This is a genomic window from Deinococcus sp. Arct2-2 (assembly GCF_004801315.1).
GTDB lineage: Bacteria > Deinococcota > Deinococci > Deinococcales > Deinococcaceae > Deinococcus.
In genome coordinates this window covers 1-11,940 of the sequence record NZ_SSNW01000028.1, presented here as the reverse complement: position 1 = coordinate 11,940, position 11,940 = coordinate 1, and the positions used below count along the sequence as shown (strand labels likewise).

The 11,940-nt window shown below is 62.2% G+C and carries 12 protein-coding genes; 11 read left to right on the top strand and 1 reads right to left on the bottom strand.

From position 1 onward, the window contains the following. Window positions 1-146: 146 nt before the first annotated feature. Window positions 147-554 (top strand): site-specific integrase, encoded by a 408-nt coding sequence (locus E7T06_RS12480; protein WP_136366116.1) that lies wholly within the window; start codon window positions 147-149, stop codon window positions 552-554. A 526-nt stretch (window positions 555-1,080) separates the two neighbouring features. Here E7T06_RS12480 and E7T06_RS12475 read toward each other — a convergent pair. Then, window positions 1,081-1,812: a hypothetical protein gene (locus E7T06_RS12475; protein ID WP_240741040.1), complete on the bottom strand. Its 732-nt coding sequence runs from the start codon at window positions 1,810-1,812 to the stop codon at window positions 1,081-1,083. Between the two features lie 281 nt (window positions 1,813-2,093). On the opposite strand from E7T06_RS12475, the gene E7T06_RS12470 reads away from it, so the two are divergent. From E7T06_RS12470 to E7T06_RS12425, 10 genes are all read left to right on the top strand, one after another. After that, window positions 2,094-2,759, top strand: coding sequence for a phosphatase PAP2 family protein (locus tag E7T06_RS12470; protein WP_240741039.1), 666 nt, complete (start codon window positions 2,094-2,096; stop codon window positions 2,757-2,759). After that, the gene (locus tag E7T06_RS12465; protein WP_136366114.1) at window positions 2,756-3,436 is read left to right on the top strand and encodes a response regulator transcription factor; all 681 of its coding nucleotides are present in this window, start codon (window positions 2,756-2,758) and stop codon (window positions 3,434-3,436) included. The genes E7T06_RS12470 and E7T06_RS12465 overlap by 4 nt, the downstream gene beginning before the upstream one ends. After that, entirely contained in the window at window positions 3,433-4,746 is a 1,314-nt protein-coding gene (locus E7T06_RS12460) for a HAMP domain-containing sensor histidine kinase (RefSeq protein WP_240741038.1), read from the top strand. The genes E7T06_RS12465 and E7T06_RS12460 overlap by 4 nt, the downstream gene beginning before the upstream one ends. Before the next feature lie 186 nt (window positions 4,747-4,932). Then, window positions 4,933-5,724, top strand: a complete 792-nt coding sequence (locus E7T06_RS12455) for an alkaline phosphatase family protein (protein ID WP_168733515.1) — start codon at window positions 4,933-4,935, stop codon at window positions 5,722-5,724. Window positions 5,725-5,896: 172 nt separating this feature from the next. Then, on the top strand, window positions 5,897-6,286 hold the full coding sequence (locus E7T06_RS12450) for a hypothetical protein (protein WP_136366112.1): 390 nt from the start codon (window positions 5,897-5,899) through the stop codon (window positions 6,284-6,286). 252 nt (window positions 6,287-6,538) lie between these two features. Then, window positions 6,539-7,201, top strand: a complete 663-nt coding sequence (locus E7T06_RS12445; RefSeq protein WP_136366111.1) for an ATP-binding cassette domain-containing protein — start codon at window positions 6,539-6,541, stop codon at window positions 7,199-7,201. Continuing rightward, the gene (gene fetB / locus E7T06_RS12440) at window positions 7,198-7,992 is read left to right on the top strand and encodes an iron export ABC transporter permease subunit FetB (RefSeq protein ID WP_136366110.1); all 795 of its coding nucleotides are present in this window, start codon (window positions 7,198-7,200) and stop codon (window positions 7,990-7,992) included. Before E7T06_RS12445 ends, fetB begins: the two co-directional genes overlap by 4 nt. A 94-nt stretch (window positions 7,993-8,086) precedes the next feature. Further along, window positions 8,087-9,085 (top strand): HD-GYP domain-containing protein, encoded by a 999-nt coding sequence (locus E7T06_RS12435; protein ID WP_136366109.1) that lies wholly within the window; start codon window positions 8,087-8,089, stop codon window positions 9,083-9,085. A gap of 431 nt (window positions 9,086-9,516) precedes the next feature. Further along, window positions 9,517-10,626 carry an EAL domain-containing protein gene (locus E7T06_RS12430; RefSeq protein ID WP_240741037.1) on the top strand — a complete coding sequence of 370 codons (1,110 nt, stop codon included), beginning with the start codon at window positions 9,517-9,519 and terminating at the stop codon, window positions 10,624-10,626. Next, window positions 10,623-11,468 (top strand): GGDEF domain-containing protein, encoded by an 846-nt coding sequence (locus E7T06_RS12425; RefSeq protein WP_136366108.1) that lies wholly within the window; start codon window positions 10,623-10,625, stop codon window positions 11,466-11,468. The genes E7T06_RS12430 and E7T06_RS12425 overlap by 4 nt, the downstream gene beginning before the upstream one ends. The last annotated feature ends 472 nt before the right edge of the window (window positions 11,469-11,940 follow it).

The window sequence follows — 11,940 nt, the reverse complement described above, 5'->3', positions numbered from 1 at the left end:
CGCTCCGCCCTCACCCTGAGGGCGGAGAAGGCCAGCACCCGCGCAGACCTCACTTGGGCCTTGAACCGCGCCCCTGGACAACTCCTCGCCGCTGACCCGGACACGGGTACCGAGTCCCTCAGGTGCCTCGAGGCGCGTGGAGGCGCGTGGCCTCGCGCCGGCCAGTGTCAATGCCCACCGGGCAGCCGTGGTGGCCCTTTACTGGGCCTTCCACCGTCACCCCCGCCGAGCACGCCATGCTGCTCCTTATGGGCATGTGCGGGCTGCGCATCTCCGAAGCCGCCGCCCTCGACTGGCAAGATGTCCATCTGGGGGCCGGGGTTTTGACGGTGGTCAACGGGAAAGGCGGCAAGAAAGCGCGTGTGGCCGTGCCACCCCAGGTGGTTGAAGGACTTAAGGCGCTGGGGCCGAGCACCGGATTGGTACTGGGCTGGAAAGATCCCGTGACCCTCCGGCGGCGATTGAAAGCGCTCTGTGACCGGACTGGCATCCGGTACGACGGCCGGGAAGTCCACAGCTTGCGGCACACTGCCGGTCCCCTGATGTACGCCTGAACCAAGAACCTGCGGGTTGTCGCTCAGCACCTGCATCATGCCCAGCTCGACACCGCCGCCATCTACGCCGAAATGGACGACAGTGAAGTCCGGGCCGCCTTTGACGGCGTCACGTTGGCTTAAATGATCGCGGAATCTTGTGTTCGCCTATGGACAAGTCCGTGACCCCTACCACCCCAATCTAGACGGAGCCGTCACGGTCTATCCCGGTTCATCCCCAATCTGCGTCTGGGACACGCTCTTCGGACTCCCGTCATCCTGACCCATCCCCGATTATCCCCATCTATCCCGGCCCTGTAGCACGCGCGTAGCACATGGTGTCATGCCCAAAGAGTCCGAGTGGCGCGCGAAAACACGCCTCAGCAAGTCTGTAAAAACGCGGCATGGTCTCCGAAACTCAGCCAGCCTATGAAACGCCCCTGCTGCCCCAATCAGAGCTGGTAGGCCGTGCGCCTCAGGCTTCCAGACGCCTCCCCCACGCTACCGAAGGAACCGAACTTTTCGCTTTGCCCGCCGGTGCAGCGGCTCAACTGGCCTTGACGATCTGGGCCTGATCCCGGCGCGTGACCGTCAGAAAAGCGACCACCGCCAGAATCGAACATAGGAAGGCGGCGTTGAGGGGAGTGCTCCCCAGCCCCAGACCGCCCGCCTGATGGCCCTTCGAGAGGTAGTCGCCAATAGACGCCCCCAAGGGACGGGTCAGGATATAGGCGAGCCAGAAGGTCAAGACGCCGTCGAGGCGGGCGAAGACGTGAGCCAGCGCCACCGCGCCGATGACCCCGCCAAAGATCAGCGCTGACGGCAGATACCCCAGTTGCAATTGTTCGGCCATCAGGTCGCCCGCCGCCGTACCCAGTGCGAACGTGAAGAGGATCGCCAGCCAGTAGAACATCTCTCGCCTCGGCGTGAAGATGCTGTGGATGGAAAGAGTGCCTTCGCGGCGGTACCACAGGGCGAACGTGGCGATCAGGGCTACGCTGAATATCCCGGTACTCGTCCACAGGCTGACCCCGAAGTTGTCGCTGAGGTTATCGGTGATCAGCGTGCCCACGACGCTGATCAGGACGATGGACAGCCAGTACACGCTGGGCACATACCGCTTCAGGCGGAACTGGGCGGTCAGGGCCAACGCCAGCAGCAGGCCCATCAGCAGGGTGGTTCCCGTGAGGCCCAAGCGCAGGTTGGTGTTGAGATAGTCGGCAGCCGTCTCCCCCACCGTCGTCGCCATCACCTTGACGATCCAAAAGAAGACGGTCACCTCCGGAACTTTGCTCCACAAGGTCGGACCTAGGCTAGGAGTATCTGTGTTCAGGCGTGAGTTCATGTGTGCCTCATTCAGCGGCCCATGGTCTGCCCTGCATGTTGTGTTCTGAAGAGCAAGCCGCTGCGGAACACCTTAAAGTCGGAGGGTAAAATGCCGGTATAGAGCGCCACGTCTGGAGATCACAGGCCCGGAGGCGCAGTCTTTCTGAGCGGGTTTGGCCTGATGACCCCGGTTGGTATACCGCTTCTTTACCTTGTCCCGGCAGGCTAGGCGGCATGAGCACCCTCCTCTCTCACCGCCACCGAATCCGTCCCGTGGCCCTGTTGCGTCTGTTCCTCGGAATCCTGCTCCCCCTTCTCCTGGTCGGAGCGGTCGCTGAAGATCTCCTCGAAGGACAGAGCTTCGCTCCCGAGACACCCTTTCTGCTGTGGCTCCACCACTTCGCCACCCCGAGGCTAGACCGGATCGCGCTCCTGTTCACCACCATTGGCGGCGCACCCATTATCGCCCCGGTCAGCGCCCTCATTCTCGCCGTGCTGTGGTTCAGAGGCCACCGACTGGCGGCGTTCTGGAGCCTGAGCGTGGCGGGTGCGGCGGCCCTGAACATCGTCATGAAACTGCTCCTGCACCGCTCGCGCCCCGACTTGTGGCCCCGACTGGTGCAGGAGCACGACGCCAGTTTTCCCAGTGGGCATAGCATGTACAGCGCCGCCTTTGTCGCTGCGCTGATCTTGCTGGCTTGGCGCACGCCCTACCGCTGGCCCGCCCTCGTGCTGGGGGTAGCCTTTACCGGATTGGTCGGTATCTCGCGCCTATACTTGGGGGTGCATTATCCCACCGACGTCCTGTGCGGCTGGCTGACCGGCGCGGCGTGGGTGCTGGGCGTGTACGGCCTGCTACATCCCCTGACACCGCACGGCAGCAAGGAGAACGCCACATGAGGCTGCTGATCATCGAGGATGACCCACACATTGCCGAACTGCTCAGTGACGGCTTGACCGAGGAAGGCTACGAGTGCGACCGCGCCGGGAGCGCCGCAGAGGGCGGCGAACTCGCCCGGCTGTTTCCTTACGGCCTGATCCTGCTGGACGTGATGCTGCCCGAAGGCATTGACGCGGGCTACCAGTTGGGGCGTTCCCTCCGGGCGGGTGGCCTCACCACGCCGATTCTGTACCTGACGGCGCGGGGCACCGTGGAAGACCGGGTGGAAGGGCTGGAAGCAGGGGGAGACGATTATCTGCTCAAGCCCTTTGCCTTCAAGGAGTTGCGGGCGCGGGTGCGGGCCTTGCTGCGGCGGGCCAGCGGCAACGCACAAAATACGGTGTCTCTTCCCGGCGGCTGGGTGATGGATTTGGGGGGCCGGGAACTGTATGGCTCCGGCGTGCGGGCTGAACTGACCCGCCGCGAGTTTGCGCTGCTGGAATTGCTGGCGCTCCATTCGGGGCGCGCCTTTTCGCGCGACCACATCATCGAGCGGCTATGGGGCGGCGAGGGCGGATCCGTGGAGCCCAAAGTGATTGACGTGTATGTGTCTACGATCCGCCGTAAGACTGCCGACGCCCTGATCGACACCATTCGGGGCACCGGCTACCGATTGGGCCGGGGTGAGGCAGGGTGAAGTGGGCGAGGATAGAGGGCTGGAATCCGCAGGACTGGAGCCTGCGGGTCAAGCTCACGCTGGGGTACGCGCTGGTATTCGCAGTCACGGTCTTACTCGGCGCTGTGCTGGTGTACGTCTTGGCACGAAGCAGCCTGACCCATTCTCTGGACGCCACCTTGAGGGAAACCGCCAGCGTCGCTCAGGGCAGCATAGAGAAACAGGACGGGCGCTGGAAGTTTGCCCCCGAACTGAAACCTTCGGGCGACCTCTCTATCGAGCTGCTCTCCCCTACGGGTACGCGGCTGGCCCGCGCTGGTCAGGAGCAACACGACCAAGCCCTCACCCTGCGACCGGGGGTTCTCTCGGTGAATGAACGCCGCATACTGACCCTGCCTGTGGACGGCGGCCTGTTCCTGCGAATCTCCCGGCCCAGCGATACATTGGGAGAACTGCTGGAAACGCTGGCCCGTATCCTCATTGCAAGCAGCGTCCTGATGGTTGTGGTGGCCTGCGGAGCCGGGTACCTGCTGGCCGACCGTGCCCTGCGTCCAGTGGACGCGGTGGCCCGCACCGCCGAGGGCATTGCCCGGCGCGGCAGCTATCAGGAACGCGTTCCGGCGGCTCCGGGACGCGACGAGATGGCCCGCCTGACCTCCACCGTCAATGCCATGCTGGACGGACTGCAAGGCACCATCGAACGCGAGAAGGCCTTTGCCCGCACGGCTGCCCACGAACTGCGAACCCCACTGACGGTGCTGAGGGGCCGCCTCGACCTGACCTTAGAGCGCCCGCGCGAGGCGGCTGAATACGAACGCGCCCTGAGGGGGATGCAGGGCCGGGTTGAAGCTTTGGTGGGGCTTTCAGAAAGCCTGCTGGCTCTGGCACGCACCGACGCCCCCGTTCACCTGCAGCGGGTGGAACTGGCCGGGAGCGCTGTAGCCGCCGTAGATGCGCTTGATGAGGGAGCAGGGGGATCAGGTCAGCAGGTGCAACTCGACGTGCAGGAAAGCTGGGTGTACGCCGAGGAGGAAGGGGTGGGGCGAGCGTTGATCAACCTGATCGAGAACGCGCTCAAGTACGGTGCGGGAGGCGTGCTGGTGCGTGTTGAAGAGCGTGCAGTGACAGTACGCAGCCTGGGCGCTGGGCCAGACCAAGCCCACTGGCGGCGTCTTCTGGAGCCGTTTGAGCGCGGCTCAGGGGTTCAGGGCACACCCGGCAGCGGTCTGGGCCTTCCGTTGGTGGCCGCCTTGGCTCGGCGCTGGAACGCCGAACTCCTGCCGCATTGGGAGGCAGACGCTTTCGAGGTCTGCCTGCGCTTTCCGGCCTGACCTTCCCTAGCTCTCCCTTCTCTCTCCTTCCAGTATCCAGAGGTTTCCATGTCGAAGTTTGCCCTACTTCCTGAATCTCGCGCGCTGCGCCGCATACTTTCGGCGCGTTTCCTACTGTGGTTGGCCCCGTTACTGCTGTGTGCGGCGACTCCGCCCAACCCGCCGCCACCCTTCTCACATGTCTTCATGCTGGTCTTGGAGAACACTTCAGACAAAGGCGTCATCGGCAATCCCAACTTGCCCACCCTCAATGCGCTCGCGCAGCACTATGGTTTGGCCACCAACTACACGGGGGTGGCCCACCCCAGCCTGCCCAACTACGTAGCCCTGCTGTTCGGCAGCACCTTCGGCAGCCGCAGCGACGACCCCAGCCAGCGCTTCTCCGGCGATAACCTCGCCCTGCAACTGGAGCGCGTGGGCCTCACTTGGAAGGGCTACATGCAAGGTCTACCCCGCCCCGGCTGGGACGGCCCCTTTGCAGGCGTCTATGCCAAGAAGCACAATCCCCTGATGCTCTCTTCGGAGATCGCTGAAGATCCACGCCGGTCGCGGAACGTGGTGCCGCTGCAAGGGTTAGAGACCGACCTGCACGCCGGAACAGTTCCCACGTTCGCCCTGATCGTACCGGACTTGTGCCACGACCTCCACGGTGCCCTGACCTGTTGGCCGGGGGCACGGTTAGAGCAGACCGGGGACGCGTTTGTCCGGGAGTGGGCGAGAAAGATCATGACTTCCAATGCTTGGAAAAACCACGCCGCCCTGATCATTACCTTTGATGAGAGCGAGGGCACAGACCGGGCCGGGGGCGGGGGAAACGTCGTAACGGTCGTGGTGACCAGTGACGGCCCGCAAGGTATTCGGTCAAACCGCCCGTACAACCACTACAGTCTGCTGCGGACTCTTGAAGACGCTTGGGGCCTGCCTCCACTGCGAGAAGCGGCGCACGCGGGAGCGATGACCGACCTGTTTGGGCGCTGAGGCTGAAGAGCTAGGGGCAAGCACTTCCCCATGAGGAGGTGGTGGGGTGCGGCGTTTGGTGGCCCTGACTTTGCACGAATACCCCCCGCTATACCTCTTCTTTACCTTCCCGCCTTACGGTGCTGGTTGGCGCGCCACCTCCGGCAAGCAGGCCCTCTCAAGGAGCATCCGAATGCAAATCATGACACTGTTGCGGCACCACGGGCTGGGCCTGATTCTGCTGTTGGGGATCGGATGGATTCACTTCCGCGATATTCCCGACAAACTGGGGGAAACCCCATCTTTGGGCTGGCTGTACATCCTGTTGGTGGCTGGCTGCGCGGCAGCAGGCGCATGGTTGCTCAGTCATCAACACCGGATGGGGTACGTCTTAGGTGCGCTCATTTCGGCAGGAGCCATCCTCGGGTATGTCCTTACGCGCAGCACGGGACTGCCGGGGGCGAGGGGAGACATCGGAAACTGGGGCGAACCGGCTGGTGTCGTTTCTCTGGTACTCGAAGCAGCCTTCCTTGGGTTGGCGCTGTGGGCGCTTCAGGCCCGGCCTTCATCTATCTCCAGATGACCTTGCGGTTCAGACGGTCTTCCAGCTGATTCCAGCTCCTGCTCGCCTGCGGATGAACTCCGTGGTCAACCGTCCACTTTCTCAATTCCAGCAGTGCGAGCGAGTTGCTCAGAACACGGGGGCTGTCTGTGCCAGGTTTTGGGCCAGAGCTTTGGGCCGAGCTGATTCCGATCAGGCTGGAACTGCGTACACTGCAGGGCGGATCATCATGAGCCTGCTTTCCCCTCTCCCGGTATACGGGCCATTCTCCCCATGAGTGTGCGCCTGCTCACGGCCTCGGGCCTGCGCCGCACCCTAGGAGAACGGGTGCTGTGGCAGGACTTTGCCCTAAACGTAGAGGCGGGGGAACGGGCCGCCCTGATCGGCCCCTCCGGGAGTGGGAAAACGTTGCTGTTGCGCGCCCTCGCGGGACTTGATCCGCTGGAGGCAGGTGAGGTCTACTTTCAGGGCCGGGCACAACACGAGTGGCCTATGCCGAACTACCGCGCCCGCGTGATGTATCTTCCACAGCGCCCACCACCCGGAGAGGGCCGCGTGCTGGGCGAGCTGCGCCGTCCCTTCGCCCTGCGGATTCACCGGGACAAGGCGTTCGAGGTCTCGCAGGCCGCCGCACTCCTCGCCGCATTAGGGCGGGACGCGGCGTTTCTCGGCCTAGACGTGGCACGGCTCTCTGGCGGCGAAGCCCAACTGCTGGCACTGGTGCGGGCGCTGCTGCTCAACCCGGCTGTTCTGCTGCTTGACGAGGCGACGAGTGCTCTTGATCCGGACGCGACCCTGCTGGCCGAACGCTTGGTGTGCGCTTGGAGTGAGGCTGAACCCGGACGCGCCCTCGTATGGGTGAGCCACGACGCGGCGCAGCGTGGCCGGGTGGCGACGCGGGAAGTGGGGTTACAGACGGTTGAGATGACGCCGTGAGCGTAGCGCTCAGTTTCCACCAAGTCGCGCTCGCAGCGGCGCTGATGCTCGTCAACGCCCTGCTGTCCTGGCGATTGCAGCTGGGCCTGGGCCGCGAGATCGTTGTGGCAGGCGCACGCATGACGGTGCAACTCCTGCTCGTCGGACTGATCCTGGGATGGGTGTTCGCCCTGCGGCATCCTCTCACAGTCGTCGGTATCGGGTTGGTCATGACCCTGCTGGCTGCCCAGGCGGCGGTCGGGCGGGCGAGGCGGCGCTACGCCCGGATCTATCTGGATAGTTTCCTGTCGGTGTTCGGCAGTTCCTTTGTGCTCACGGGCCTCACGCTCGCGGGCATCTTGCAGGTTCATCCGTGGTTTGAACCCCAATATGCTGTGCCGATCCTGGGCATGGTGCTGGGCAACACCCTGACAGGCGTCTCGCTGTCTCTTGACCGCTTTACTTCGGACGTGGTGGCCCGCCGCTCCGAGATCGAGGGGCTGCTCGCGCTGGGAGCGACCCGCTGGGAGGCGGCGCACGCAGAAATCGCTTCGGCGGTGCAGACGGGCATGATTCCGACCCTCAACAGCATGGCGGTACTGGGAATCGTGAGCTTACCGGGCATGATGACCGGGCAAATCTTGGCAGGCGCGCCCCCGGACACCGCCGTGCGCTACCAAATCGTGATCATGTTCGTCCTCGCTGCCAGCAGCGCCCTAGGCAGCCTCACGGTGACCCTCCTGGCATTCCGGGCACTCTTCGATGCGCGTGACCGCCTGAGGGCTGAACGCCTGCGCGGGGTGAAGGGGTAAAGGCATGGCCAGAACACTCCAGATTCACACCCACATCCTTCCCTAGCACAGAAAACCCCATAAGACCAGTGAACAGCTCTTCATCACGCTGGGGATGATCCTCGACAATATCCGGCATCAGTTGGGTGCCGACGCCGCGACGGTGTTGCTGCTCAATGCCTCGACCCTCACGCTCGAGTACACCGCCGCGCGCGGCTTTACCACCGCGCTTCACGGGTTTACTGTCCGGTTAGGGGAAGAGTTGTCCGGCCGGGTCGCGCTGACCCGTCAACCGCTTAGCATCCCTGATTTACAGAACGTGCTGGTGTCTCAGCCCTGGCGCGAGATGTTAAACAAGCATCACCTGATGGCGTATTACGCGGCACCGATCATCGCCAACGGCAAGGTGCTGGGCGTGCTCGAAGTGCTCCACCGTCAGCCATTCGAACCGTCTTCAGTCTGGTTGGAAACCTTTGAGCTGCTGATCAGTCAGGCCGCCATCGCTGTTGACAATGCGGGCTTGTTTCGGGCGCTTGAACACACCACCTTGGAGTTACGTTTTGCCTATGAGGAAACCATTGAAGGCTGGGCGCGGGCCCTGGACCTGCGCGACTATGAAACAGAAGGCCACTCGAGGCGCGTGACCGATTTGACAGTCAGATTATGCCAGCACCTAGGCCTTCGTGCGCAGCAACTGGTCGATGTGCGCCGCGGGGCCCTGCTGCACGATATCGGCAAGATGGGCGTGCCGGACGCGATCCTGCTCAAGCCCGACAAGCTCACGCCGGAGGAGTGGGACAAGATGAAGCAGCATCCCCGCTTGGCGGTGGAGCTGCTCTCGTCCATCAAATTCCTGCGGCCGGCGTTGGATATCCCGCAGTATCACCATGAAAAATGGGATGGCAGCGGGTATCCGCTGGGCCTGAAGGGCAAGGACATCCCTTTGGCAGCACGGGCATTTGCGGTAGTGGACGTGTATGACGCCCTGACCAGTGACCGGCCTTACCGGAAAGCATGGACTCGGGAGCAGGCCGTCAATCACATCAGAGCAGAGGCGAATGTCCACTTCGACCCCAGTGTGGTCGAGGTGTTCATCCAACTCCTTCCGCTTTGAACACTCAGAATCCCTCCAGTGACGCGGCATGTTCCAACCGGACGATTCGTCGCTGGTTGCACGGTGATGATGAGGGGCTATTCCCTGATGGCCCCTTCGGATGACCGCAGTCTCTACGGCCATCCAGGAGTCAAACTCAAATTCGTCTAGGCCACTGAATTTCAGTTTCAAACTAGCCCGAAATTGTCCGAACCATTGCAGTTAACCGCCTGCCTGTGGGATGGCCCGCAGGGCCAACAATCTAGGCAAGAACCAATGACGGTTAAGCAGCAATCAATGTCGAATGTGATAATCAACCGCATTGCGCTGTATTAGTTGGCACTTAGATCACAATGTATTGCCCGTCAATGCTCTTGAATCTTTATTCATTTAATCCATTGACAAGCATTGCGAGATAGTTTTGAGATAGTCTTTCTTATTAACTATTGTTCATGTCCTCTTCGCTGCCCATTCAGCCTTCGCCTTCAGAACCCCCTGACCGCCCACAGCTGTGCGACTGTCAGGCGGTCGCGTCTTCCGTACCTGACGGTCTGATGGGCTTGGCCCTCCGCGCCCCTTCTGTCCATGTAGAGCGCAAGCTCGCGTTACTGCTGACTGCGTATGACCTCCCCGTGCACCTGCAACAGGGTGCGCTGTTGGTTCCTTGCTCAGCTTTCGAGAAGCTGCCTGCGCTGCTCGCCAGCTTCTCGCATACGGAACGCTTCCAGCTCCTTGCAACTGCTTGGAATGGAACGTCCTTAGATCCTTGGGGCCTGGCCCCCCTAGAACAGTGGGTCCAACGGTTGGGTAGCCCCTGGTTTCAAGAGGCCAGTGACCACTTGCACTTTCACTTTCAACCTATCGTTGACCTCCGCAGCGGTCAGGTCTACGGTTACGAAGCGTTGGTCCGGGCGCAGTGGGAGGGGCATTTTTTTGGAGCTGGTGCTTTACTGGAAGCGGCGGCCGCCCACGGGCAAGCGCGGGCGTTCGATGGACTGGCCCGGCGTCATGCGATCCTGCAAGGCTACCCCAAGCTGGGGCCAGAGCAGATTCTGTTTATCAACTTTGCGCCGGGTGTGATCTATAACCCCGATGTCTGCCTGCAAACGACTTACACCGCTTGCCGGGAAGTTGGGGCAGATCTTTCCCGCCTCCTGTTTGAAGTTACTGAGAGCGAAGCGTTCCCGGATCTCACGCTGCTGGGCCGAATTCTGGAGCGCTACCGGGCGGAAGGGGCGCAGGTGGCGCTGGACGATCTGGGTGCGGGTCATACCAGTTTGACTTACCTGACTGAACTCAAGCCCGATGTGGTGAAGCTCGACCAAGCGCTGATCTCCGGGTTGCATGGCAGCGATCCCCGCGTGCCGCTGGTCTCGGCTCTTGTCCATTACGCCCATGAGCTGGGCATCCGGGTGGTGGCTGAAGGCATCGAAACGGCGCAGGAACTGCAGTTGGTGATGGAATTGGGCGCAGACTTGGCCCAAGGGTACTATTTGGGCCGCCCCGTATCTGACGTGGCTGGTCTCTCGCCGCAAGCCCTCTCCCACTGGACACGCCCGTGAGTGTTCTGCAACCGCCAGATCTGCCGCATGAGGTGGTGTGGCAGGTGCTGAATACCGCTGACATCGGCCTCATCGTCACGGACGCGCAGCGGCGCATCCTGTACGTGAATGCCACATTTGTAGAAGAGACGGGCTACAGCGCAGATGAGGTTCGGGGCAAACCTTGCAACTTTTTGCAGGGGCCGGAGACGGATCCCGCCGATGTCGAAGCGATCCGTGAGGCCTTAGACCGGGCAGAATCCATCGAGCGGGTCATCCTCAACTACCGCAAAGACGGCAGTCCGTTGTGGTATAAGATCCGCATCCGGCCCCTCTATGTGGAGGGCGTGCTGCGGTACTTCGTTGGGGTTCAGGAAGACTTTACGCTGGCCCATACTGCACAGGTCGAGCTCAAGCGGCTGGCGTACCTTGACGGTCTCACCGAACTCGGCAATCGCCGCGCATTCGATCTTCAGGTGGCCGAATATATCCAGTTGCTCCAGCCCCTCACGCTGTTCGTCTTGGATCTCAATAATTTCAAGCAGGTGAATGACGAGCGGGGCCATCCGGCGGGTGACGCGCTGCTGGCTCAAGTTGGGGCCTGTCTCAAAGAGTTGGTTCAGAGTGTTGGACACGCCTACCGCTTAGGGGGAGACGAGTTCGCCATCCTGCTGCCCGGAACGGATCGAGAAGCGAAACTTTTTGAGTCACGCCTTCTTGAGGCTCTACAAGCTCTGGATGGCGGTACTCTGCGCGTCGGGTTGGGAGCGGCCAGCTTCCCCTCAGAAAACTCGGACGGCGCCGCTTGGCTGCGGTTAGCAGACCGCCGCATGTACGCGCACAAAGCGGCCAAACGGCAGTAAGGCCGAGCGTTCGGGGAGCATCCATGCTGCACCGAGTTGACCAACTCCAGATTCGTAGCCACTTGCAAGAAGTGCTGATTCAGTTTAAGGACGAGCTGGAGAGCCTCCAGTAAGAAACGTTTCCGTGTTTGGCTTGCTGTTGCCCATGACTCGCCTCATCGGGACAGTTTTGACCGCTCTTCGACTGAGCGAAGCTGACGTATCCCCAACACAAGCAACTCCGAATGTTGCCCTTGGCCGTGGTGGAAGCGATGTCTTGTGCCCGGATCATCCCCCACTGTCCTGGTACGACTCCGAGAGCCGTGTTCTGCTCCTGCTCTCTACTCCGCTGCGCAGAGCCGGCCGCTGGCCTCCGTTCCCCAACCGCTGCCCACGTGCGTCACCCCAGACCTGGCCCCGCTCCAGCGGCGGGCGCTGATACGGACTCCGATTAAAAAGAGTAGAGTGGGGGATCAACAAATTCTATTCCCCC

What these genes read in the sequence shown, in the direction of transcription:
- E7T06_RS12470 (WP_240741039.1), top strand. Translation starts at nt 2,094, where the DNA reads ATGAGCACCCTCCTCTCTCACCGCCACCGAATCCGTCCCGTGGCCCTG.
- E7T06_RS12465 (WP_136366114.1), top strand. Translation starts at nt 2,756, where the DNA reads ATGAGGCTGCTGATCATCGAGGATGACCCACACATTGCCGAACTGCTC.
- E7T06_RS12455 (WP_168733515.1), top strand. Translation starts at nt 4,933, where the DNA reads ATGCTGGTCTTGGAGAACACTTCAGACAAAGGCGTCATCGGCAATCCC.
- E7T06_RS12450 (WP_136366112.1), top strand. Translation starts at nt 5,897, where the DNA reads ATGCAAATCATGACACTGTTGCGGCACCACGGGCTGGGCCTGATTCTG.
- E7T06_RS12445 (WP_136366111.1), top strand. Translation starts at nt 6,539, where the DNA reads ATGAGTGTGCGCCTGCTCACGGCCTCGGGCCTGCGCCGCACCCTAGGA.
- E7T06_RS12435 (WP_136366109.1), top strand. Translation starts at nt 8,087, where the DNA reads ATGATCCTCGACAATATCCGGCATCAGTTGGGTGCCGACGCCGCGACG.
- E7T06_RS12430 (WP_240741037.1), top strand. Translation starts at nt 9,517, where the DNA reads ATGTCCTCTTCGCTGCCCATTCAGCCTTCGCCTTCAGAACCCCCTGAC.